The organism is Nocardia abscessus NBRC 100374 (genome assembly GCF_000308455.1).
Lineage (GTDB): Bacteria > Actinomycetota > Actinomycetes > Mycobacteriales > Mycobacteriaceae > Nocardia > Nocardia abscessus.
This window is the reverse complement of sequence record NZ_BAFP01000119.1, coordinates 1-21,494: the sequence shown is the minus strand read 5'-3', so window position 1 is coordinate 21,494 and position 21,494 is coordinate 1. Positions and strand designations below refer to the sequence as shown.

Sequence of the window (21,494 nt, the reverse complement as noted above, 5' to 3'; positions counted from 1 at the left end):
TGCCTAGCGCCGCGGCGGGGCGTCGAGTTCGGTGTCCGGCACCTCGGTGTCGTCGGGTGCGGGTGCGGCCGTGTGTATGTCGATGACCGGGTTGGTGTCCGGAGGTAGGTCGCCACCGTCGAGCCGATCGGTGTGCGTCGCAGTGCGTTCGGGGTGGGAGCCGGAGGTGTCGCTATCGGTCCAGCAGGCCGTGGGCTCCTTCATGCCGCGCAGCACGATGGTGTCGTAGAACGTCCACTTGGCGCTTTCGTGGTCCGCGGCGGCATCGATCACCGCTTGGCTCACCAGGATTCGCCGCGGCACATCTTTGGCCGCCGTGGTGAGCCGGGCGGCCTCGTTGACGGCGTCGCCGATCACGGTGAACTCGAGCCGGGTGTCGGAGCCGACGTCACCGGCGAAGACCGGCCCGCGCGCGACGCCGATCCCGATGTCCAGTTCCCCGGTGGCGATCACCTCGTCCCGGATGCGGCGCGCCGCCCGTAATGCCGGGGTCGCGTTGTCGCGCAGGGCGATCGGGGCTCCGAAGACGCACAGGGCCGCGTCGCCCTCGAACTTGTTGACCAGGCCGTGGTTCTCCTCGGTCGCCGCGACGACGATCGAGAGCAGCCGGTTCAGCTTGGCCACGAACTCCTGTGGCGGCAGTCCCGTGGACAGTTCCACCGAGCCGGTCACGTCCACGAACAGCGCCGATACCTCGCGCACGTCACCGGTGAGGTGAGCCCCGCGGGCGAGCGCGCGCTCGGCCACCTCCGTCCCGACGTGCCTGCCGAAGACTTCCCGCATCCGCTCCCGCTCGCGCAGGTTCGCGGCCAGCTCGTTGACCGAGTGCTCCAACCTGCCGATCTCGCTGGTGCTGCCGATCGGCACCCGGGCACCGAGATCGCCCTGGGCGATCCGGTCCAGTGCGCGGCGCAGCGTGCGCATCGGCGCGGCCACGGAGCGGGCGAGGAAGGCGGTGGCCAGCGCGCCGACGCCGATGCCGACCCCGGACAGGTAGATGGCGGTGCGGACCCGGTCGGGTGCGGCCGCGGCCGGGTCGGCCAGCACCACGATCAGCATGAGCAGCGGAAGCGCTGCCGCCACCGCCCAGGTCACCACGACCCGCACCAGGACCGAGGCACTCCAGTGCATCGTCCAGCCGAGCACCCCGGCCACCACCGGGATGGTCGGCCGGATCAGCCGGTCCACGATCAGGAAGGTGACCGCCGCCGATTCGAAGGCACCGATCGTGAACAGCGCCGCCGTCACGCCGGGGTCGTTGTCCGGGCTCAGATGCGCGAAGGTCGCGGTCGCCACGATCACGCCGGGAATCCACAGGGCCAGCGCGCGCATGCTGATCGCGATGGGCAGCAGCAGCAGGCGGCGCGCCTCCGCCTCGGTCGGTTTGCGCCCGGCGTCGAGCCAGCCGAAGTAGACCTTCCGGTCGCGCACCGCGAGCAGGATTCCGGCCAGGAACCCGACCGCCGGGTAGATGCCGACGAAGGCCAGCGCCTTCACCCAGTCCGGGCCCAGCCGACCGAGGAATCCGTTCAACCACAGCTGGGTGACGATCACGGCGAGGCCGCTGAGATTCGCCGTGGTGACCAGTGCGGCCAGACCACCCCGCGCTTTGAGCGCCCAGACGACGAGCTTCGCGATCATCGGACGCGCGACCCCGATGGACGACGCCCGCCGATGCGCGTCAGGTCCGGCGCGGTCGCAATGCGCGGCGGGGCGATGCCGCGCGAGGCGGCGACGAGGAACACGAACGAGCAGCATAGAACCAGGACGACCGGCACAGGCGGTTTCCCGGTCATCTCGCCGGACCGGCCCGGGAACCGATCGGCCACCTCGCCCCCTTTCGTCCTACCTCCCCCGTCGACTCTAGGCGTTCAGCGCAGGACCACCAGCCAGACCGCCGCGTAGTGGGTCAGTGCCGCGAGCACCGTGGCCGCGTGGAAGAACTCGTGGTGGCCGAAGACGGTCGGCCACGGGTTCGGCCACTTGGTGGCGTAGAGGATCGCGCCGCCGCTGTAGAACAGGCCGCCGATCAGCAGCAGAATCAGCGGCGCGATGCCGATCTGGCCGTTCAGTTCCCCGGCCACCGGCACGATCGCCCAGCCGAGCAGCAAGTAGAGCGGCACGCCGACCCAACGGGGAGCGGTCGGCCACAGCAGTTTCAGCGCCACTCCGGCCAGCGCCCCCGCCCAGACCACGGCCAGTAGCGTCTGCCCCGTGCGCCCGGGCAGGCCGAGCAGGGCGAACGGCGTATAGCTGCCCGCGATGAAGAGGAAGATCATCGAGTGGTCCGCTCGCTTCATCCGGATGCGGGCGCGCGGGGTGGGCCAGGTCACCCGGTGGTAGACGGCACTGACGCCGAACAGCCCGCACACGGTGAGGCCGTAGATCAGCGTCGACCATCCCGCGGTGGCCGAGACCGTGGTGGCGGTGGCGACCAGCACCACCGCCGCGATCGCGGCGACGCCGACCGCCCAGGTGTGGATCCAGCCCCGCAAACGGGGTTTGACCAGCGCCTCGGCGAGCGCTTCGTTCGCCGAACCGGGGACCGCCGTGACCGGTGCCGCATCGGACACGAGTACCTCCTAGTTGGCGCGGGCGGACGAAGTTCGTCCGTCGCCGCGCCGGGCCGAGTGGGACGAGGCAGCCACCTAGCTGAACCCGTCGGTAACCTACGCAACCGTAACTTGCGACCTCCTGGCTACTGTACCGGCGTATCGCGGTCGATGCCGGGATCGTGTCGTCGAGGCGTAGGGTTGCCCGCGTGGAACTTCCGAGTCAGGTGCGGGGTCTGCCGTATCGCATCTACGAGGCCCGGCTGTCCAGGCAGCTGGCCGGCAAACAGCATCCCCGGCATGTCGCGGTGATGTGTGACGGCAATCGCCGGTGGGCGCGGGAGAACGGTTTCACCGATGTCAGTCACGGCCATCGGGTCGGAGCGCTCAAGATCGCCGAGCTGGTGGGCTGGTGCGAGGCCGAGGGCATCGAGATGGTGACCGTCTACCTGCTGTCCACCGAGAACCTCCAGCGCGATCCGGACGAATTGGAGACGCTGTTCGAGGTGATCACCGACGTGGTCGAGGAGCTGTCGGCGCCGGAGCAGAACTGGAGCGTGCGCATCGTCGGCTCGCTCGACGGCTTCCCCGAGCTGATCGCCAAGCGGCTGCGCACCGCGGCCGAGCGCACCGAGGGGCGCGGCGGCGTGCACGTCAACGTCGCGGTCGGCTACGGCGGCAGGCAGGAGATCACCGACGCGGTGCGCTCGCTGGTCCGCCAGGAGATCGCCGCGGGCGAGACCGGCGAGGACCTGGTCCAGTCGATCACCGTCAACGCCATCGGCCAGCACCTCTACACCTCCGGTCAGCCGGACCCCGACCTGGTCATTCGCACCTCCGGAGAGCAGCGGCTGTCCGGATTCCTGCTGTGGCAGAGCGCATACTCGGAGATATGGTTCACCGAGGCGTACTGGCCGGAGTTCCGTCGGGTGGATTTCCTGCGGGCGCTGCGCGACTTCGCCGCGCGCCATCGCCGTTTCGGCGTCTGATTCGATCTTGGTCTGGTGAATCCGGCGCCACCCCCGTCCTTCTCGCGTACCGTGCGGTCTCATGAGCTCGTTCGACCACCGGTCCGCCGACGCCGCCGGAGCCGTGCAGCACGGGCCGGGCGACTCGATCAGCTATGCGGAGTTCGGTAGACGCTTCCTGGAGTACGCCGCCTCCGAGGAGCGCATCTCCGGCGCGTTCGATCAGTTGACCGGTACCGCATTCGATTTCGGCCCGATCGGGGTCGGTCCGGGACGGCTGGCCAAGGTGACCGCGGAGGTCCAGCTCGGCTCGGCGCGGCTGCGCCGCCACGACGACGAGACGATCGCCTTCGAGTTGATCATCCCGCTTGACCTCGACCTGCTGCTGGACCTGGCGGTCGACCGGCATCGGTTCCATGCCGAGGGCACCGTGCACCTGCACCTGACGGTGCGCACGGCCGCGCCGCTGCGGGTGGTGATCGATATCGCCGAGCCGCGCCCGGGCGACGTGCGCGTCGACGTCGCCGCCGCCACCAAGCGCGGGCAGCTGCTGCGCATCCTCGCCAGCGTCGACCACGAGATCAGGCGTTTCGTCGCCCGCTATATCTCCGCCGAGATACGTAAGCCGCACATCGCCGCGGTCCGCGATATCGATGTGGCCCGGCGCCTGGACGAGGCGTGGAAATTGTAAGCGGAATCACAATTTCCGCAGCCGCAGCCGATTGATGCTGTGGTCGGCGTCCTTGCGCAGCACCAGTGTGGCGCGCGGGCGGGTGGGCAGAATGTTCTCCACCAGATTCGGCCGGTTGGTGTTGTTCCAGATCTCCTGCGCGGCGGCGGTGGCCTGCTCGTCGTTGAATCCGGAGTAGTGGTGGAAATGCGCGTTCGGGTCGGCGAACGCCGTCTTGCGCAGGGTGAGAAATCGTTGCACGTACCACTTCTCGATGTCCTCGATACGCGCGTCCACATAGATCGAGAAGTCGAACAGGTCCGAGACCATCAGGCGCGGACCGGTCTGCAGCACGTTCAAGCCCTCCACGATCAGAATGTCGGGCTGGCGCACGCAGTGCAGCTTGCCCGTCACGATGTCGTAGGAGATGTGCGAATACACCGGGGCGCACACTTCGGCGGCGCCGGATTTCACCTCGGTGACGAATCGCAGCAGCTTGCGGCGGTCGTAGCTCTCCGGGAATCCCTTGCGATGCATGATGCCGCGCCGGGTGAGTTCCGCGGTGGGATAGAGAAATCCGTCGGTGGTCACCAGGTCGACCCGCGGGTGGTGATCCCAGCGCGCCAGCAGCGCCTGGAGCACGCGCGCGGTGGTGGACTTGCCCACCGCGACGCTGCCCGCGACGCCGATCACGAAAGGTACCTGCTGGTCGGGATGGGTTTCGCCGAGGAAGGTCGCGGTCGCGGCGAACAGCCGCTGACGCGCCGCCACTTGCAGATGGATGAGACGAGCGAGCGGGAGATAGACCTCCGCGACTTCCTCGAGATCGATCTGTTCTCCGAGGCCGCGCAAGCCGATCAGTTCTTCCTCGGTGAGCACCAAAGGAGTCGACTTACGCAGGGTTCGCCACTGTTTCCGGTCGAATTCCACGTAGGGACTCGGCTCGCTCATTCGTGCCACTTACCCGACACTCCGTTTCGGCAAACACGCACAGTTACGGTGCGGATCCGGTGAGATTCGGTCTAGCTGTCGCCGCATAGCCGAATTCTGCTCCGCGTCAACATCGTGGGATGACCGGGGTACCACTACCGGTTGGTAACCGACTCGATGAGCCAGGTGTGAGCCGCTAATGTCGGCTGGCATGGAAGCGCATCCGCTCGTGACCGAATACCTGCGGCTCGGCTTGGCCTTCGACCGGTTGGAGGAAGGGTTCGTAGACGCCTTCACCGGCGATCCCGCGCTGCGCCGCGAGGTGCAGAACGCACCCGCGCCGCAGCCGCGCGAACTGGCTCGTCGTGCCGCCGAGTTGCGCGCCGCGGTGCCGGAGGCCGGATTGGCGCCGGAGCGCACTGAATTCCTCGACGTGCACCTGCGCGCGCTGGAATGTTCCGGGCGGAAATTCGCCGGAGACGACATCGGGTTCGTCGAGGAAGTGCGCGCGTACTTCGACGTCGACATAGCGACCGGCGACGTGGACGACTACCGCGACGCGCACCGGCAGATGGACGAGGTGCTCGCCGGGGACGGGCCGCTGGCCGAACGGGTGGCCGCGCATCGCAAAGCCGACGAGATCCCCCCGGAACGCCTGTCGGCCTGCGTCGAGGCGTTCTCGAGCGCGCTGCGCGAGCTGGTCCGCGCCCGCTATCCGCTGCCCGACCACGAGCACGTCAGCTACGAGGTGGTCGGGGACAAGCCCTGGTCCGGATTCAACTACTACCTGGGCAACTACCGCTCCCGCGTCGCGATCAACTCCGACCTGAAGCAGCACATGGCGCACCTGCCGCAGCTGATCGCGCACGAGTCCTACCCGGGGCATCACACCGAGCACTGCCGCAAGGAGGCCGGGCTGGTGGCCGCCGGGCAGGCCGAGCAGACGCTGTTCCTGGTGAACACCCCGCAGTGCCTGATGGCCGAGGGGCTCGCCGATCTGGCGCTGCGTTCGATCGTCGGGCCGGGGTGGGGCAAGTGGGCGCAGGAGATCTACGCCGATCTCGGGCTGCGCTTCGACGGCGAACGAGCCGAACGGCTTTCGAACGCCTCGGCCAAGCTGTTGGGCGTGCGCCAGGACGCCGCGCTACTGCTGCACGACCGGGGGCGCACGCACGACGAGGTCGCGGATTTCTTGCAGACCTGGAATTTGACGACGCCCGAGCGGGCGCGCCAGTCGCTGCGGTTCCTGTCCTCGCCGCTGTGGCGGGCCTACATCTCCACCTATGTGGAGGGGTACCGGCTGCTGGGCGGATGGCTCGATCGGGCCGCCGACGCCGACGGCCGCGCCGATCGCTTCCGCAGACTGCTCGACGAGCCGCTCACTCCGGGTGCGGTGCGCGCCGCGGCGTGAGCCGGCGGGGCGCGCGGCTCGACCTGAGCGGGCCGAGCCGCGCGGGCTCAGGGGGCTACTGGATCACCGCGCAGCCCTGCCCGCCTGCGGAGATGCTGCACAGCAGCAGTGAGAGGGTGCGCAGCAGCGCCTCGACCGGGGAGTTGGGTACCGAGACCAAGCCGACCATGTTCGTTCCTTCGTCAGGTGATGTGCACTGTCACCAGGAAAACCGGTCGGCGCACCATCGCTCGTTACGGCTCGTAGAGCCCCATGAATCAGGGGCCCGTCCGTGCGGGGTGCGCTCCTCGGGTCAAGGTCGTGCGCGGAAGATGACGCAGGTGGTGGTGGCGTGGGCGACCAGGCGGCCCTGTTCGTCCACCACCCGTCCTTCGGCGGTCGCGGTGGTGCGTCCGACGTGGATCGTGGTGCCGGTGGCGGTGAGGCGTTGTCCGTCGGTGGGCACCGCGCGGATGTAGTTGATCTTCAGCTCCAGCGTCGTGTATCCGACGCCCGCCTCCAGCGTGGTGTGCACCGCGCACCCCATCACCGAGTCGAGCAGGGTGGCGCAGATGCCGCCGTGGGTGGTGCCGAGCGGGTTGGCGAAGTCGGGCCGGGTGCGCAGCGCGAAGACCACCTTGCCGTGTTCGAGTTCATCGACCTCCATGCCGAGCAGGTCCCCGATGAACGGCGGGCGATCCGTCCTGGTCATCGCGGTGCGCAGGAGTTCGAGACCGGACAGTTGAGCCAGGTCGACCGTGGCTTCGGACATCAATCCCATCCTTTCGATGAACCGATCGGTCCACATCTGACATGATTGCAACATGGACCGATCGGTTCACGCAACCGTCGAGCAAGGAACTCGCATGACCGCAGGGCCGCGCACCAGGCTGATCGAAAGCGCCATCGAACTGGTGCGCGAGCAGGGTGTGCACGCCGCGGGGCTGGCCACCCTGCTGGAACGGAGCAACGCCTCGCGCAACTCGCTCTACCAGCATTTCCCCGCGGGCAAGAGCGAGCTGGTCGAGGCCGCCACCCGGGTAGCGGGCACGCGGATCGGTGAGGTGATCGACAAGGTCACCGCCGCGCCGCCGCGCCGGTGGTTCGATTCGCTGCTCGGCTGGTGGGTCACCGCACTGGAGAAGACCGGCTATCGAGCCGGTTGCCCGGTCGTCGGGGCCGCGCTGGCCGAGTCCGAGCCTCGGGTGCAGGCCGCGGCGGGCGAGGTCTTCGCCGCCTGGCACGAACGGCTCGGCGCGGCGCTCGTCGCCGCGGGCATGTCCGCCGAGGAGGCGCGCTCGTTCAGCAGTTTCGCGTTCAGTGCGATGGAGGGCGCCATCGTCCAGGCGCGGGCGATGAAGTCCACGCGGCCGCTGGAGGACGCGCGACGGCAGTTGGCGGTGCTGCTGGCGAACTATCTGCCGGAAGACGACGACTCCCGCTGAGGGCCGCTCGCCGCGCACCAGCGTGGCGCACGTCACCACAGGGGCGGCCTGCCCCGCCTGTGCGGACACAGGGGATGAACCCCCTGCTCTGGGACTCGGCCCCCGGCCCATAGACTGAGGCCGTGACGCAGACGACCGCCTCTGTCAATTCCCAGTCTCTCGGTGAGCTCGATCCGGAGCTCGCTGCCGCGATGGCAGGCGAGCTCGCCCGCGAACGCGACACGCTCGAGATGATCGCCTCGGAGAACTTCGTGCCGCGCGCGGTGCTGCAGGCGCAGGGCAGCGTGCTCACCAACAAGTACGCCGAGGGCTACCCGGGGCGGCGCTACTACGGCGGCTGCGAGCACGTCGACGTGGTGGAGACCCTCGCGCGCAACCGCGCCAAGGATTTGTTCGGCGCCGACTTCGCCAACGTGCAGCCGCATTCCGGCGCGCAGGCCAACGCCGCGGTGCTGATGTCGCTGATGGATCCGGGCGACAAGCTGCTGGGCCTGGACCTCGCGCACGGCGGTCACCTGACCCACGGCATGCGCCTGAACTTCTCCGGCAAGCTGTACGAGGTGCACTCCTACGGGGTGAGCAAGGAAGACCACCGCGTCGACATGGACGAGGTGCGCGAGATCGCGTTGCAGGCGCGTCCGAAGGTGATCGTGGCGGGTTGGTCGGCCTACCCGCGCCATCAGGACTTCGCGGCGTTCCGCTCGATCGCCGACGAAGTCGGCGCGTACCTGTGGGTGGACATGGCGCACTTCGCCGGTCTGGTCGCCGCCGGTCTGCACCCCTCGCCGGTGCCCTACGCCGACGTGGTGTCCTCGACCGTGCACAAGACCCTCGGCGGTCCGCGCTCGGGCCTCATCCTGGCCAAGCAGGAGTACGCCAAGAAGATCAACAGCGCGGTGTTCCCGGGTCAGCAGGGCGGCCCGCTCATGCACGCCATCGCCGCCAAGGCCGTCGCGTTCAAGATCGCCGCCGGCGAGGAGTTCAAGAATCGTCAGGAGCGCACCCTGTCGGGGGCGAAGATCCTGGCCGAGCGGCTCACCGCCGCGGACGTCAAGGACAAGGGCATCAGCGTGCTCACCGGCGGCACCGACGTGCACCTGGTGCTGGTCGACCTGCGCAACTCCGAACTCGACGGCCAGCAGGGCGAGGACCTGCTGCACGAGATCGGTATCACGGTCAATCGCAACGCCGTTCCGTTCGACCCGCGCCCCCCGATGGTCACCTCCGGCCTGCGGATCGGCACCGCCGCCCTGGCCACCCGTGGCTTCGGCGACACCGAGTTCGCCGAGGTCGCCGACATCATCGCCGCGGCGCTGGCCGGCAGCGCCGACCTGGACTCGCTGCGCGCCCGGGTGAGCAAACTGGCGAAGGACGTTCCGCTGTACGACGGTCTGGAGGACTGGCGCCTGCTGGGCTGACGCTCGCGCCCGCTTCGCACATCCGCTGTCGGTCAGCCGATGTGCGAAGCGGGGAGCGCGAGAGCCGCGACGATCGCCGTCGGCTCAGGAATCCGGTATTTCGATGCCTTTGGCGGCCGCGAGTTCGATGAGCTTCCGCATTTCATCGATGGCGACCGCGACGTAGACGCGTAGCACGTCGTCGTCATCGCGGCGCAGCAGGTATTCGTAGTCACTGTCGGTGAGCAATGCGCCCGCAGCGTCGAAGAAGTGCCATCGGACGTGCAGGCGGGTGATGCGCGCGGTGAGTTCGACCTGCCCCAGCAAGGTGTGGTCGACCCTCGCGAGTCCCAGCGCTCGATACAGGGGATAGGACTGGCGCAGACCCTCCGCCATGTCCGCGCGGGAAGACAGCGAGCCGACGAATCCGTCGCCCACGATCGTGCCCGGCGTGCCCCACAGCGCGGCCGAACGCTCGGCGTCGAACGAGCTCAACGCCTGCTGATACGCGACCAGAAATGCCTCGATCTCGTCCCGAGTTGCCATGGTCTCAAACTACGAGCCGCCGCGGCGATCCGGAACTACCGATCCATGCGCGCTTTCGCCCGCACGATCGACTCGTCCAGATATCGGGCGATATCGGTGCTGGTACCGGGACGGATCATCAGGGCGCGATTGGCGGGCACCTCGCAGTAACGGCCGTCGGTCGTGTCGATCCAGCGCAGGCGCCCGGTCCGCAGCGGCGCGTCGTTGCGCGGGCCGAGCAGCACGACGGCGGTGCCGCGGGTGGTGCACGACTGCCGCCAGAAACGCCGGTAGCGTTCTTTGGCCTGGCTGGCAGGCGCGTTGCCGAACAAGTCCGGGCGATCGTCGTTGAGATCGTCGAGCAGAAAGCTCTTCTCGCCGACCGTTCCGGCCGGGGTTTGCGGCAGTAGGCGCACCACTTCGGTGGCGAGCTGGTCGACTCGGCAGCGGCGCAGCTGGACTCGGCCACCGTCCGGCGCGGGTGATTGCACGGCGAGCACACCCGAGCCGGTGCGTGTCCCGCACGCGACGGCGCGCAGTTCGACGCCCTCGCGCGTGTTGTCGTAGCCGACCAGTTCGATGCGCCAGTCGGGGCCGGCCAGCGTGCCGATCGCGCTGCGCAGGGGCAGCCGCTCGGCACGGTCCAGCTCGGCGCGGAACTGCCGCTGATAGTCCTGGTACTCGTGCAGCCCGGGAAACCGGCTGGTGAACCGGAACGGGAAGGGCATGCGATCCAGCCCGGTCCCGAACCACGCCGCGGCGAACTGCTCGGCCGACAGCGACCACTGCGCCATCATTTCTCTCCGAGGGCGGGCGGCACGGTCGGTTGCACCTCGCCGAGCAGTTCCTTCGCGTGTTCCTCGGTGCGCAGGTACTTCGGCGACTTGTGCTCGTCGTCGTCCGTGCGCCTGCCGCGCATCCCCGGCGGGACCATGCCCGGGTAGCCGGGGACGCCCGGCGCCCCGGGGCGTCCCGCCGGAGCGGATGACGCAGGGGACGCGGCCGGGGCGGTGGGCTGAGCGGGACGCGAAGTGCCCGATCGCGCTTCGTTCTCCGCGGCACTCGGAGTTCCCACCGCACCGGGCGTGCCCGGCCTGGCCGGCGTGCCGTTCGGCCTGCTGTCGAACGACACCGGGGTGACGGCGGCGGGTGCGGTCGGCAGCGGCGCGGTGGACGGCAACGGTGTAGCCGAAGTCGGCGTCTGCGTCCTCGTGGTGGATGCGGGCGTGGTGGCCGCCGCGTCCTGGCTCTGCGAAACGGCCTGCGGCGTAGTCGTCTCCGGAGTGTTCTCGCTTGTCTGTTGCGGCTGGTCGTCCGGGGTGCCTTCCTCCGCCGTGCTGCTGGGTGAGGCGGTGTGCTCGGAAGTGGGATCGCCGCCGGAGGACGGCTTGTCGCCCGAGGAGGACGTGTCGGCGGGGCGAGTGCCGTCCACCGGCTGCGAACCGGCGTTCACGCCTGCTTCCGTACCGGTGCCGGTCTCGAGGCCCGTCGGTGTCGCGGCGGCAGGGCTGACCGGGGGAGGCAGCGTGGGAATGGCCGGCGCGGTGGCCCCGTACGGCTGGATGTACTGGGTGTTCATTTCGTCGCGGGCTTGCTCCTCCCGCGCGTTGCGCTGTTCGGGATCGGCCGAGCTACCCGAGGTGTCCGCCAGGTCGGGCACCGACATCTTGAACTTGGTCGCCGCGTCCGCCGCCGCCGACAGCGGCACACTCTGCGCGCCGAGTGCCTCCCCGAATTCGCCCATCCGCGCCGCGTAGTCCCGCACGCCGCGGACCGCGCTGTCGGCCGCCGCGCCCTCCCACTGCTGCTCCACGGCCTTCTTGATCGCGGACTCGAACTGCTGCCCCGCGTTCGTGACCGCCGCGGCGATGGCCGACCACGCGGCGAGCGCGCTGTCGAGCCCGGCCGGATTCATCGCGTCGGCCGCCTGTTCGATCTCCGCGTGCGAGAAGCTCTGCGCGTTCTCCGGATTGGTGATCGCGCGGCCGTCGGTTTGTCTCATGATCGCTTCCCCCGGTGTTCAGCTGCCCGCGGGCAGCAGTGGTGCGACTGCTCGGGCGATATCGGTGGCGTTGTCACACGGTGACAGTTTTCGTGGGTGCTTGCCGCTCGGATCGTCGACGAGGATGTACAGCGAGCCACCGTGCAACTCGACGTTGACCGTGCAGCCACCAGGAACGTCAGGACGAGCTTCGTACCGCAATGCATTCCGACTACCGATCGCGACACCTATGGCCGAAGGAAACTTCTCCTTCACCTGGTCGAGCGTCCCGTTCGTCGTTTGGATCGTGAGGCTGTACCCGGCTCGCGCGACATACCGGCAGCCCTTCCAGCTGATTCCGCTCGTGCTGTTCTGCTTAGGGACGGGTGGCAGCGCGTCCCATTGGTGGTCGGCCAAGAACTGAGGCGTCAGGGCGGTGCAGGGGTCGAACGATGTCTGCGAGCCGGGCCCGGCAGTCGAACTCCCTCCCGTGCCTGCGGCATTCGGCCGCGTCATCGATGCCGCCGTCTGTGATGACGTGGTCTCGTCCCCACACCCGGTGAGCAGTACCGCCAGTGCCGCCACTGCTGCGAAACCCGCCGTCGGCCGAAAAACCCTGTGCTCGCTGCCGCTCATACGCTGAGTTCCCGCATCTTTGCCGCGAACTCTGCATCGGTGCGCTGGTAGGTGTCGCAGATCGCCTTGAACATGGCTCGGATCTCCTCGGCGACGGAAATGTAGTCGCTCAGAGTGTCATAGGCGTTGTTCGGGCCCCCGAAAGCTTTCTCCCGAAACAGCCGGACCAGTTCGACCGCCGATGAAAGGCGCGGATTGTCCTCGCCCAATCCCCACTGCGTCTTCTCACCCAGATCGCGAGCGTCCGCGCGGGCACCGGTGAGCTGGTCGATCAACTCCTGACACGCCTGGTCGATCTCGACGAACCCTTGCGGGTCCATCCGCACCTGCAATGCCCCGGTTTTCGCAGCGTCGATGTACCCGGGAAACGGGCTGTCCGCCATAGCCGCCCCTTCCGTCAGTGCCGTCTGACTCTATAGACGCGTCCCATCTCGCTCCGGTTCCATCGAAACACAGCCGATCGAACGGGGCCGCCCGGTCGTGCCTCTCGGCATCGGCGGCGCGGCCGTGGCGAACTGGGATGTCGTGCCCAGCCCCGGCCGGCGCGAGGGGTCCGATTGCTGTCAAGGCGGGTGGCGGATGATCAGCGCGCGTCGGCCGTGCCGACCAGGGCGGGGTAGTCCTTCAGATCGATGTCGTTGGCGGCGTTGTCGCTGTACTTGGTCATCAGCGCGAACAGCCGGGATTCGAGAAACCAGTCGCGCATCTTGATGCCGCGCGCGGTCTTCGGCGCCAGGAAACGACCGGCGTTGCTGTTGCCCGCGATCTTCGCGTAGCGCTTCATGAGTTCGTCGTAGCGGGCGAAGGCGGCCGTGTGATCGCCGTCCGCCAGGGCGAGTTCCCCCGCGATGACGTACGCGCCGACCACGGCGAGCCCGGTACCGAAGCCGCCCAGCGTGTTTCCGTACGCGGAATCGCCGACCAAGGCGACCCGCCCCTTGGTGTATCCGTCCGGCATGCGGACCTGGCTGATCGAGTCCATGTAGAAATCGTCGAATTCGGCCAGTTCGGTGAGCATGCGCGGCACCTCCCAGCGGACCTCGGCGTAGGTCTCGGTGAGGATGCGGCGCTGGGCCGCGCTGTCGTCGCGGGGGTAATCGAGTTCGGGAGCGGCGAACATGTACATCTGCTGCGCCTTCGGGCCGCCGCTGATCGCGAGTCGTCCGGGAGCGTTGTGAGCGTAGGCGGTCACGCGTTCGCGCCGTCCGGCTACCTTGCCGCCGCACGGGCTCGCGCCCGCGACGGCGTAGTAGTAACCCAGGTACTTCACGAAGTCGCGCTCGGGGCCGAAGGCCAGGCGGCGGACCCGCGAGTGGATGCCGTCCGCGCCGAAGACGAGGTCGAAGACGCGTGCGGGCGCGTGCGCGAACTCGACGCGCACACCTGCCTCGGTCTCGGTGAGCGCGGTGACCGAATCGCCGAACAGGTACTCGCAGCGGTCGGCGGTGCGACTGTAGAGGATCTCGGACAGGTCGCCGCGCAGGATCTCGACGTCGCCGCCGGTGAATTCGCCCGACATCAGCGCCCGCCGCGAACCCCGCTCGTCCACGAAGACCGTGTCGGTGGTGCCCGTCCTGCGCTCCTCGACCTCGTGCAGGATGCCCATCCGTTCCAGCACGGTGCGGTGGGTGCGGCCCTTGAAGTCGATCGCCTGACCGCCGGGACGCAGCGCGGGGGCGCGCTCGACGACGGTGACCGCGAATCCGTATCGGTGCAGCCAGTAGGCCAGAGCGGGCCCGGCGACGCCGGCGCCGGAAACGAGGACGGTGGTGCTGCGCATGAGGATCTCCCGTGGTCGAAATCTGTGTCCAATGGAAACTGTATCCGATGGACGCGGATCAGCGTATGGTAGACACAGTTTTGGGTCAAGACGTTCTCCGGAAGGATTTCGGGCATGCCGACACCGACCACACTCGAACTGCTCTGGGGTACCGGTCACCGCCCGACGCGCGGTCCGAAACCCGCGCTGTCGGTGGAGCGGATCGTCGCGGAGGCGATCGCGCTGGCCGACGCCGAAGGTCTGGCGAGCCTGTCCATGCAGCGGCTGGCCGAACGCCTGGGTTTCACCAAGATGTCGCTGTACCGCTACGTGCCGGGCAAGGCCGAACTCGTCGCGCTGATGCTGGACACCGCGCTGGGCGCACCCCCGGAGATGGGCGGCGGCGACGGAGCGGCGGAGAAGGCTTGGCGCGGGCGGCTGAGCGTGTGGTGCGAGACGATCTACGAACGCTTGCGCGACCACCCCTGGTCGCTGGAGGTGTCGGTGGGTGTACGGCCGATCGGGCCGAACGAGATGGCTTGGATGGAGTCCGCGCTGGCGGCGCTCGCCGACACCGGGCTCACCACCGCCGAGCGCCTGGACACCGTCGTCCTGCTGATCGGGCACGCCCGCAGCCTGGTGCAGCAGACCCGGGTGGTGGACGCAGACGAGTTCGAGAAACAGATCGCCGGGCAGCTGGCCGAGATGGTGGCCGCAGCGGCGGATCGCTACCCGGCCGCGGTCGCCGCGTTCGCCGAGGAGGGCGCGGTCGCGGGCGGGGAGGGCGCGCTGAAATTCGGCATCGGGCGCATTCTGGACGGACTGGCCGTGCTCGTCGCGCGCCGCGAAGGACCGGCGCGGCCTACGCTCGGATCATGACCGACGAACCCGATCTGAGACAGGACTCGATCACCACCGTGCGGGAGTTCTTCGCCGCGCTGGAAATCGGCGCCGCCGAGGAGGCGATCGACCTGCTGCACCCGGACATCGTCTGGAAGAACACCTCGCTGCCCGACGTGAAGGGCCTGCGCCGGGTCGCGGGCGTGCTGCGCGGCCTCCGCCGCGACTGGCTCGGCTTCGGCGTCGACCTGCACCACATCGCCGCCGACGGCGACGTCGTGCTCACCGACCGCACCGACTACCTGCGCTTCGGGCCGGTGCGCGTCGGATTCTGGGTGACCGGCACCTTCGAGCTGCGCGACGGCCGAATCATCCTGTGGCACGACCACTTCAGCTGGGAGAACGTCCTGCGCGGCGCCGGAGTCGGCCTCTGGCGCGCGGCGCTGAAGCGGGGCTGACCCGGCTCAGGAGTGCTGAGTCAGGTAGTCCAGGTAGACCGGCCGCAGCACCTCGGCCACCGCGCCGTCGCCCGCGTGGACGTACTGGTCGAGCATCGGCAGCACGTACTTGACGTCCGCCTCGCTCTCGCCGACGTTGCCCGCCGCGGCCTCCGCCGCCGGGATCGAGGTGAGCAGCCGCCACAGGAACCTCACGTCACCGCGCCGCACGGCCAGCTTCATCGCCCGGTCGTGCAGCTCCTTCGACGACAGCTTCTCCAAATCCTCGTTACCGGACATACCAGCGACTCTAACCGTCGAATCGGGCGACAGCGACCGCGTGGCGAATCAATATCGTCCCCGGAAGCCGTGCTGCGATGACTGCTATGACACCGCAAACGCCGCCCGCCTTCCACATGAAGCGCGTCTACGACACTCCGGACCCGGACGACGGCACGCGGGTGCTGGTCGACCGGCTCTGGCCGAGGGGGATCACCAAAGCGCAAGCGCGGGTCGATCGCTGGCCCAAGGCGCTCGCCCCGTCCACCGAATTGCGCCGCTGGTTCCATGCCGACCGGGATGCGCGCGGCCCGGAATTCGCCCGCCGCTACCGTGCGGAACTGGCGGCGCCGGATGTTCAGCAAGATTTGCGGGAATTGCGCACGTTGGCCGCCGAAGGTCCGGTGACATTGCTCACCGCCGTACAGGATCCGGCGAACAGCCATGTTCCGGTGTTGCTCGACGTGCTGCGTTGAACCCGCGCGACGTGCGGGTTTACCACAAATTCACGGACACGCTTCCCGGTCCCTGAGCGCGGATGCCCCGGTCGAAGGTAGCGTCGGGTGTGCGGGCCGCGGCGGTGTGGCTCGTACGGGAGGTCCTGGCCGTGACTGAGCTACTCAGTACGAGGGGGCCGGTCCCCGGCCCTCGTGGCGCCTGACGGCAACGTCGGGTCCATCAGGACGGACCGGTCCAGCGAGATCGTTCGTGCGACTGCCGCGCGAACACAGAGGAGCCCACCGTGACTGCTGCACGCTCCGTTTCCGCTCCCTCGGCGAACTCCAGCTCCGCGAAAGGCGGAGCCGCCGCGAAGGGGGCCCGCCCCTCGCAATCAGCCGGCAAAACCTTCGTCATCGACACGTCCGTCCTGCTGTCGGATCCCTGGTCCTTCACTCGGTTCGGCGAGCACGATGTGGTGTTACCCCTGGTGGTCATCAGTGAACTCGAAGCCAAACGGCACCATCACGAACTGGGCTGGTTCGCGCGCGAAGCCCTGCGCAATCTGGACGATCTGCGCCTGCAGTACGGCAGGCTGGATCAGCAGGTGCCGATCGGCGCCGAGGGCGGAACGTTGCAGGTGGAACTGAACCACACCGATCCCGCGGTCCTTCCGGTCGGCTTCCGCACCGACACCAACGATGCCCGGATCCTGGCCTGTGCGCTCAACCTCGCGGCCGAGGGCCGCGAAGTGGTGTTGGTGTCCAAGGACATTCCGCTGCGGGTCAAGGCCGGCGCGGTAGGCTTGCACGCCGACGAGTACCACGCCCAGGACGTGGTGACCTCCGGTTGGTCCGGCATGGTGGAGCTCGACGTCAGCACGGCGCGCATCGATCAGCTCTACGCCGAGTCGGTGATCGATCTGGACGAGGCGCGAGAGCTGCCCTGCCACACCGGCATCCGGCTGCTCGGCGTCAGTTCCAGCGCTCTGGGCCGGGTCACGCCGGACAAGCGGGTGCAGCTGGTGCGCGAGCGCGAGGCGTTCGGGCTGCACGGCCGGTCCGCCGAGCAGCGCATCGCGCTCGACCTGCTGCTGGACGAGAGCGTCGGCATCGTCTCGCTCGGCGGCCGCGCGGGCACGGGCAAGTCGGCGCTCGCGTTGACCGCGGGCCTGGAGGCGGTGCTGGAACGGCGCACCCAACGCAAAGTGGTGGTCTTCCGCCCGCTCTACGCGGTCGGCGGCCAAGAGCTGGGCTACCTGCCCGGCAGCGAGAGCGAGAAGATGGGCCCCTGGGCGCAGGCGGTCTTCGACACGCTCGACGGGCTGGCCAGCCGCGAGGTGATGGAGGAGGTGCTCAGCCGCGACATGCTGGAGGTGTTGCCGCTGACCCACATTCGCGGGCGGTCGCTGCACGACTCCTTCGTGATCGTGGACGAAGCCCAGTCGCTGGAGCGGAATGTCCTGCTCACGGTGCTCAGCCGCCTGGGAACCGGCTCGCGGGTGGTGCTCACCCACGACGTGGCCCAGCGCGACAACTTGCGCGTCGGCAGGCACGACGGCGTCGCGGCGGTGGTCGAGAAGCTCAAAGGCCATCCGCTTTTCGCGCACATCACGCTGACCCGTAGCGAGCGCTCGCCGATCGCGGCGCTGGTCACCGAGATGCTGGAGGAGTACGGCCCCAACGCCTGATCCCGCAGCACCGCCCGTGGTGTGTTTCACGACACACCCGCCGGGTAATATCCGCCGCGATAGCTGTTCGGTATGACCCGGTGACCTCGTCGGTCACCGGGTCATCGCCTGACAATCGGCCGAGGCTACGCGCGGCGTCACGGAGCCCGTGGTGTGTCGGTAGCCCACAGCGAGAGGATGGACATGCACCACTTCGCTCGACGAACGGCTGGATTCACCGCAGTGCTCGCCGCGGCAGGGCTGGCCTTGGCCGGCTGTGGCGACGACAACGACTCCGACACCGCCGCCACCATGACCGGCATGGTGACGACCATGATGACCACGCTCGCACCAGGGACCACCACGCCCGACAACGACGCGACCACCACCGAGAACCGCGCGACGGGCACCGCGGGCCCGGCCGCCGAAGGGACCAAGATCCCCACCCCGGCCGGTGAGATCTCCGTCGACGGCGACATCTACGAGAAGTACACCCAGCTCGGCGGCCCCACCGGCACGCTCGGCCTCCCGCTGGAAGCCGAGGAGAAGGGCCCCGACGACGGCGAGTACCAGGACTTCGCGGGCGGCACGATCTACGAGGCCAAGGAAGGCGAACCGCACATCGTCTGGGGTGAGATCCGCAAGGCGTGGGAGGACAACGGCGGCGCGCAGGGCGAGCTCGGCTACCCGGTCAGCGACGAGAAGGACATTCCCGGCGGTAAGCAGAGCGATTTCACCGGCGGCACCATCACCTGGGTGGACGGTACTATCACCGTCACGCCGAAGTAGTAACCCGGGATTTCGGCGTCCGGGACCGCCCTGCGGTCCCGGTAGCCCGCCCATTCCATCCATCCGCCCCCGCTTCGCGGGCCAAGCCGCTAGGTTATCTCGGTGCAAACTCTCCTGACCGATCGCGAATTGCTCGAATCGCTCGCGGTGGACGTAGAACTGCTGCTGCGCAAGCACGTCGATGTCGCCGACGGGTGGCAGCCACACGACTTCGTGCCGTGGGACGACGGGCGCAACTTCGCCTTCCTCGGCGGTACCGACTGGACGCCGGAACAGTCCGAGCTCAGCGACACCGCCAAACTGGCGTTGACCGTCTCCGTGCTGATCGCCGACAACTTGCCCTCGTATCACCGCGAGATCGGCAAGTACCTGCGCACCGGCGCGTGGTGGCGCTGGGTCGGCCGCTGGACGGCCGAGGAGAACCGTCACGAGATCATGGTCCGCAACTACCTCATGGTCACCAGGGCCGTCGACCCGGTGCAACTGGAGCGGTTGCGGATGGAGCACATGACCAAGGGCTTCCGCCGCCCGGCGATGCACCTGCTCGATGTGCTGGCCAACTGCGCGTTCGAGGAGGTCGCCAGCGCGGTCCGGCACCGCAACATCGCCGCGCTCGGCGAGAACCCTCTGGTCACCGCTATGGCCGAGCGCATCGCGCAGGACGACGAACTGCAGTCGGTCTTCTTCGCCGACCTGATCGCCGCCGCGCTCGATCTGGCGCCGGACCAGACCGTGCGGGCCATCGCCGACCGCGTCGCCGGTTTCGAGGTCCCGACCGTGACGCTGGCGGACGGCCGCAGCAGCGACGCGGCGCTCGCCGAGGCGGGCGTCTACGACCGGTCCAAGGAGGACGAGCTGGTCTTCGCGCCGTTGCTGCGGAGGTGGAACATTTTCACCCGCACCGATTTCGGCCCCGATGGTGTGCTGGCGCGCGAGGAGCTCTCGCGCTTGCGCGACTGACCTGCCGTCATCCGATCCGGACCCGCTTCGCGGGTGCTCCAGTCGAACGCCACCTCGGTAGCCCCACGGTTACCGAGGTGGCGTTCGTTTGCTGGTCTCCTCAGTCCTGCTCTTTCACCTTCGCCATGGCCAGCACGTCGAGTCGGCGGTCGAGTTCCGCTTCGGTCAGTTTCTCGTCGAGCAGCCCGCGATCGATGACGGTCTGGCGGATCGTCTTCTTCTCCTTCAGCGCTTCCTTCGCGACCGCGGCCGCCTCCTCGTAGCCGATCGCCGAGTTCAGCGGGGTCACGATCGAGGGGGAGGACTCGGCGAGCGTGCGCAGGTGCTCGACGTTGGCGACCAGGCCGCGCACGCACTTGTCGGCGAAGAGGCGAGAGACATTGGCCAGCAGGCGAATCGACTCCAGCAGGTTGCGAGCCATCACCGGGATGTACACGTTCAATTCGAAAGCGCCGTTCGCGCCCGCGAAGGCGACCGCGGCGTCGTTGCCGATCACCTGGGCGCCGACCTGGGTGACCGCCTCGGGCAGAACCGGATTCACCTTGCCCGGCATGATCGAGCTGCCCGGCTGCAGATCCGGCAGCTGGATCTCGGCCAGACCGGTCAGCGGGCCCGAGCCCATCCAGCGAATGTCGTTGGCGATCTTGGTCAGGCTCACCGCGATCGTGCGGAGCGCGCCGGACGCCTCGACCAGACCGTCGCGCGCGGCCTGCGCCTCGAAGTGGTCCTCGGCCTCGCGCAACGCATCGATGCCGGTGGCGCGCACCAGTTCCGCGACGACCTTCGCGCCGAAGCCGTCCGGCGCGTTCAGCCCGGTGCCGACCGCCGTTCCGCCGATCGGCAGTTCGCCCAGCCGCGGCAGCGTGGCCATGACACGGTCGATGCTCGCCGCGATCTGACGGGTGTACCCGCCGAACTCCTGACCCAGGGTGACCGGCACCGCGTCCATCAGGTGGGTGCGCCCGGACTTGACCACGGTCCGCCATTCCGCCGACTTGTCCAGCAGCGCCAGCCGCAGATGCTCCAGCGCGGGAACCAGATCCGTGATGACCGCCTCGGTGGCGGCCAGATGCGTTGCCGTCGGAAAGGTGTCGTTGGACGACTGCGACATGTTCACGTCGTCGTTCGGGTGGACGGTGACGCCCTTCGCCTTGGCCAGCGAGGCGATCACCTCGTTGGCGTTCATGTTCGAGCTGGTGCCGGAACCGGTTTGGAAGACGTCGATCGGGAACTGATCGTCGTGCTTGCCTTCGGCGATCTCGTTCGCCGCGGCGACGATGGCATCGGCCTTGCCGGGATCGAGCAGACCCAGGTCGCGGTTCACCGTGGCGCACGCGGCCTTCAGCAGGCCGAGCGCGCGGATCTGCGCGCGCTCCAAGCCGCGTCCGCTGATCGGGAAGTTCTCCACGGCCCGCTGCGTCTGCGCCCGCCACAAAGCGTCCACCGGAACCCGAACCTCGCCCATGGTGTCGTGCTCGATGCGGTACTGCTGCTCCTCGGTCATGATTCCGACCCTATGCCGCAGCCGCCCCCCATGGGGCAGCCACGCCTGAGGTCATTCGCACACCCCAGCCGCCCCGCACCGGGAATACGAAACCGACTCCCCGGATGCCGCCGCCGTCTATGAAAGCCGTGCTCGGGCCCGATGTCGAAGAGAGCACCGTCGAGCTGTAGTGATGGCCGCGCAAAGGCTTACCCGACTCGATCCGAGTAGCTGCTGCTCCGCGACGTATTGCCAGGGACAGCAGTTCGCCCCCGGTCAGCGAGATCGGGTACACGAGGGGTATCGCGGATCCCAGCCCCTCGGCGCCACTCGGCCCGACTCCCGG

The 21,494-nt window shown here is 68.6% G+C and carries 23 protein-coding genes; 11 read left to right on the top strand and 12 right to left on the bottom strand.

Going from position 1 to position 21,494, the window contains the following annotated elements:
* Window positions 1-3: 3 nt before the first annotated feature.
* Both ON19_RS24675 and trhA read right to left on the bottom strand, forming a co-directional pair.
* Window positions 4-1,641, bottom strand: coding sequence for an adenylate/guanylate cyclase domain-containing protein (locus tag ON19_RS24675; RefSeq protein WP_083899610.1), 1,638 nt, complete (start codon window positions 1,639-1,641; stop codon window positions 4-6).
* Window positions 1,642-1,871: 230 nt separating this feature from the next.
* The gene (gene trhA / locus ON19_RS24665) at window positions 1,872-2,573 is read right to left on the bottom strand and encodes a PAQR family membrane homeostasis protein TrhA (protein WP_051169270.1); all 702 of its coding nucleotides are present in this window, start codon (window positions 2,571-2,573) and stop codon (window positions 1,872-1,874) included.
* A gap of 188 nt (window positions 2,574-2,761) precedes the next feature.
* On the opposite strand from trhA, the gene ON19_RS24660 reads away from it, so the two are divergent.
* Both ON19_RS24660 and ON19_RS24655 read left to right on the top strand, forming a co-directional pair.
* On the top strand, window positions 2,762-3,541 hold the full coding sequence (locus tag ON19_RS24660; RefSeq protein ID WP_043697657.1) for an isoprenyl transferase: 780 nt from the start codon (window positions 2,762-2,764) through the stop codon (window positions 3,539-3,541).
* A 61-nt stretch (window positions 3,542-3,602) separates the two neighbouring features.
* The gene (locus tag ON19_RS24655; protein ID WP_227954623.1) at window positions 3,603-4,211 is read left to right on the top strand and encodes a hypothetical protein; all 609 of its coding nucleotides are present in this window, start codon (window positions 3,603-3,605) and stop codon (window positions 4,209-4,211) included.
* Window positions 4,212-4,217: 6 nt separating this feature from the next.
* Here the strand turns inward: ON19_RS24655 and coaA are convergent, their stop codons facing one another.
* The gene (gene coaA / locus ON19_RS24650) at window positions 4,218-5,150 is read right to left on the bottom strand and encodes a type I pantothenate kinase (RefSeq protein ID WP_043697655.1); all 933 of its coding nucleotides are present in this window, start codon (window positions 5,148-5,150) and stop codon (window positions 4,218-4,220) included.
* A gap of 181 nt (window positions 5,151-5,331) precedes the next feature.
* Between coaA and ON19_RS24645 the strand changes: the two genes are divergently transcribed.
* Window positions 5,332-6,531: a hypothetical protein gene (locus ON19_RS24645; RefSeq protein ID WP_043697651.1), complete on the top strand. Its 1,200-nt coding sequence runs from the start codon at window positions 5,332-5,334 to the stop codon at window positions 6,529-6,531.
* A gap of 292 nt (window positions 6,532-6,823) precedes the next feature.
* On the opposite strand, the gene ON19_RS24640 is transcribed toward ON19_RS24645, so the two are convergent.
* Window positions 6,824-7,282 (bottom strand): PaaI family thioesterase, encoded by a 459-nt coding sequence (locus tag ON19_RS24640; protein WP_372478677.1) that lies wholly within the window; start codon window positions 7,280-7,282, stop codon window positions 6,824-6,826.
* Window positions 7,283-7,376: 94 nt separating this feature from the next.
* Between ON19_RS24640 and ON19_RS24635 the strand changes: the two genes are divergently transcribed.
* On the top strand, window positions 7,377-7,955 hold the full coding sequence (locus tag ON19_RS24635; RefSeq protein ID WP_051169269.1) for a TetR/AcrR family transcriptional regulator: 579 nt from the start codon (window positions 7,377-7,379) through the stop codon (window positions 7,953-7,955).
* A gap of 122 nt (window positions 7,956-8,077) precedes the next feature.
* The gene (glyA, locus tag ON19_RS24630) at window positions 8,078-9,373 is read left to right on the top strand and encodes a serine hydroxymethyltransferase (RefSeq protein WP_043697649.1); all 1,296 of its coding nucleotides are present in this window, start codon (window positions 8,078-8,080) and stop codon (window positions 9,371-9,373) included.
* Between the two features lie 84 nt (window positions 9,374-9,457).
* On the opposite strand, the gene ON19_RS24625 is transcribed toward glyA, so the two are convergent.
* The 6 genes from ON19_RS24625 to ON19_RS24600 all read right to left on the bottom strand — a co-directional run bounded on the left by ON19_RS24625 (window position 9,458) and on the right by ON19_RS24600 (window position 14,274).
* On the bottom strand, window positions 9,458-9,898 hold the full coding sequence (locus ON19_RS24625) for a DUF6841 family protein (protein WP_043697647.1): 441 nt from the start codon (window positions 9,896-9,898) through the stop codon (window positions 9,458-9,460).
* A gap of 35 nt (window positions 9,899-9,933) precedes the next feature.
* Window positions 9,934-10,671, bottom strand: a complete 738-nt coding sequence (locus ON19_RS39155; RefSeq protein WP_051169268.1) for an ESX secretion-associated protein EspG — start codon at window positions 10,669-10,671, stop codon at window positions 9,934-9,936.
* Window positions 10,671-11,879 (bottom strand): hypothetical protein, encoded by a 1,209-nt coding sequence (locus tag ON19_RS24615; protein ID WP_043697646.1) that lies wholly within the window; start codon window positions 11,877-11,879, stop codon window positions 10,671-10,673. Before ON19_RS24615 ends, ON19_RS39155 begins: the two co-directional genes overlap by 1 nt.
* Before the next feature lie 18 nt (window positions 11,880-11,897).
* Window positions 11,898-12,494, bottom strand: a complete 597-nt coding sequence (locus ON19_RS40665; protein ID WP_083899607.1) for a DUF3558 domain-containing protein — start codon at window positions 12,492-12,494, stop codon at window positions 11,898-11,900.
* Window positions 12,491-12,877, bottom strand: coding sequence for a hypothetical protein (locus ON19_RS24605; protein ID WP_157229830.1), 387 nt, complete (start codon window positions 12,875-12,877; stop codon window positions 12,491-12,493). The genes ON19_RS40665 and ON19_RS24605 overlap by 4 nt, the downstream gene beginning before the upstream one ends.
* 200 nt (window positions 12,878-13,077) lie before the next feature.
* The gene (locus ON19_RS24600) at window positions 13,078-14,274 is read right to left on the bottom strand and encodes an FAD-dependent monooxygenase (RefSeq protein WP_043697642.1); all 1,197 of its coding nucleotides are present in this window, start codon (window positions 14,272-14,274) and stop codon (window positions 13,078-13,080) included.
* Window positions 14,275-14,388: 114 nt separating this feature from the next.
* Here ON19_RS24600 and ON19_RS24595 point away from each other — a divergent pair, with 114 nt between their 5' ends.
* Both ON19_RS24595 and ON19_RS24590 read left to right on the top strand, forming a co-directional pair.
* Window positions 14,389-15,132, top strand: coding sequence for a TetR/AcrR family transcriptional regulator (locus ON19_RS24595; protein ID WP_043697641.1), 744 nt, complete (start codon window positions 14,389-14,391; stop codon window positions 15,130-15,132).
* Entirely contained in the window at window positions 15,129-15,551 is a 423-nt protein-coding gene (locus tag ON19_RS24590) for a limonene-1,2-epoxide hydrolase family protein (RefSeq protein WP_043697640.1), read from the top strand. The genes ON19_RS24595 and ON19_RS24590 overlap by 4 nt, the downstream gene beginning before the upstream one ends.
* A gap of 6 nt (window positions 15,552-15,557) precedes the next feature.
* Here ON19_RS24590 and ON19_RS24585 read toward each other — a convergent pair whose 3' ends face one another.
* Entirely contained in the window at window positions 15,558-15,830 is a 273-nt protein-coding gene (locus tag ON19_RS24585; protein ID WP_043697632.1) for a hypothetical protein, read from the bottom strand.
* A gap of 77 nt (window positions 15,831-15,907) precedes the next feature.
* On the opposite strand from ON19_RS24585, the gene ON19_RS24580 reads away from it, so the two are divergent.
* From ON19_RS24580 to ON19_RS24565, 4 genes are all read left to right on the top strand, one after another.
* Window positions 15,908-16,285: a DUF488 domain-containing protein gene (locus ON19_RS24580; RefSeq protein ID WP_218006474.1), complete on the top strand. Its 378-nt coding sequence runs from the start codon at window positions 15,908-15,910 to the stop codon at window positions 16,283-16,285.
* 266 nt (window positions 16,286-16,551) lie between these two features.
* The gene (gene phoH2 / locus ON19_RS24575; protein ID WP_043697629.1) at window positions 16,552-17,937 is read left to right on the top strand and encodes an RNA 5'-3' helicase PhoH2; all 1,386 of its coding nucleotides are present in this window, start codon (window positions 16,552-16,554) and stop codon (window positions 17,935-17,937) included.
* Window positions 17,938-18,120: 183 nt separating this feature from the next.
* The gene (locus ON19_RS24570) at window positions 18,121-18,705 is read left to right on the top strand and encodes an LGFP repeat-containing protein (protein ID WP_043697663.1); all 585 of its coding nucleotides are present in this window, start codon (window positions 18,121-18,123) and stop codon (window positions 18,703-18,705) included.
* A gap of 102 nt (window positions 18,706-18,807) precedes the next feature.
* Entirely contained in the window at window positions 18,808-19,665 is an 858-nt protein-coding gene (locus tag ON19_RS24565; protein WP_043697627.1) for an acyl-ACP desaturase, read from the top strand.
* Between the two features lie 100 nt (window positions 19,666-19,765).
* Here the strand turns inward: ON19_RS24565 and ON19_RS24560 are convergent, their stop codons facing one another.
* Window positions 19,766-21,169 carry a class II fumarate hydratase gene (locus ON19_RS24560; RefSeq protein ID WP_043697624.1) on the bottom strand — a complete coding sequence of 468 codons (1,404 nt, stop codon included), beginning with the start codon at window positions 21,167-21,169 and terminating at the stop codon, window positions 19,766-19,768.
* Between the last annotated feature and the right edge of the window lie 325 nt (window positions 21,170-21,494).

What these genes read in the sequence shown, in the direction of transcription:
- ON19_RS24635 (WP_051169269.1), top strand. Translation starts at nt 7,377, where the DNA reads ATGACCGCAGGGCCGCGCACCAGGCTGATCGAAAGCGCCATCGAACTG.
- ON19_RS24560 (WP_043697624.1), bottom strand. Translation starts at nt 21,169, where the DNA reads ATGACCGAGGAGCAGCAGTACCGCATCGAGCACGACACCATGGGCGAG.
- ON19_RS40665 (WP_083899607.1), bottom strand. Translation starts at nt 12,494, where the DNA reads ATGAGCGGCAGCGAGCACAGGGTTTTTCGGCCGACGGCGGGTTTCGCA.
- ON19_RS24600 (WP_043697642.1), bottom strand. Translation starts at nt 14,274, where the DNA reads ATGCGCAGCACCACCGTCCTCGTTTCCGGCGCCGGCGTCGCCGGGCCC.
- ON19_RS24570 (WP_043697663.1), top strand. Translation starts at nt 18,121, where the DNA reads ATGCACCACTTCGCTCGACGAACGGCTGGATTCACCGCAGTGCTCGCC.
- ON19_RS24605 (WP_157229830.1), bottom strand. Translation starts at nt 12,877, where the DNA reads ATGGCGGACAGCCCGTTTCCCGGGTACATCGACGCTGCGAAAACCGGG.
- ON19_RS24580 (WP_218006474.1), top strand. Translation starts at nt 15,908, where the DNA reads ATGACTGCTATGACACCGCAAACGCCGCCCGCCTTCCACATGAAGCGC.
- ON19_RS24595 (WP_043697641.1), top strand. Translation starts at nt 14,389, where the DNA reads ATGCCGACACCGACCACACTCGAACTGCTCTGGGGTACCGGTCACCGC.
- ON19_RS24585 (WP_043697632.1), bottom strand. Translation starts at nt 15,830, where the DNA reads ATGTCCGGTAACGAGGATTTGGAGAAGCTGTCGTCGAAGGAGCTGCAC.
- ON19_RS24615 (WP_043697646.1), bottom strand. Translation starts at nt 11,879, where the DNA reads ATGAGACAAACCGACGGCCGCGCGATCACCAATCCGGAGAACGCGCAG.
- ON19_RS39155 (WP_051169268.1), bottom strand. Translation starts at nt 10,671, where the DNA reads ATGGCGCAGTGGTCGCTGTCGGCCGAGCAGTTCGCCGCGGCGTGGTTC.
- ON19_RS24645 (WP_043697651.1), top strand. Translation starts at nt 5,332, where the DNA reads ATGGAAGCGCATCCGCTCGTGACCGAATACCTGCGGCTCGGCTTGGCC.
- ON19_RS24655 (WP_227954623.1), top strand. Translation starts at nt 3,603, where the DNA reads ATGAGCTCGTTCGACCACCGGTCCGCCGACGCCGCCGGAGCCGTGCAG.
- ON19_RS24675 (WP_083899610.1), bottom strand. Translation starts at nt 1,641, where the DNA reads ATGATCGCGAAGCTCGTCGTCTGGGCGCTCAAAGCGCGGGGTGGTCTG.
- ON19_RS24625 (WP_043697647.1), bottom strand. Translation starts at nt 9,898, where the DNA reads ATGGCAACTCGGGACGAGATCGAGGCATTTCTGGTCGCGTATCAGCAG.
- ON19_RS24640 (WP_372478677.1), bottom strand. Translation starts at nt 7,282, where the DNA reads ATGTCCGAAGCCACGGTCGACCTGGCTCAACTGTCCGGTCTCGAACTC.
- ON19_RS24590 (WP_043697640.1), top strand. Translation starts at nt 15,129, where the DNA reads ATGACCGACGAACCCGATCTGAGACAGGACTCGATCACCACCGTGCGG.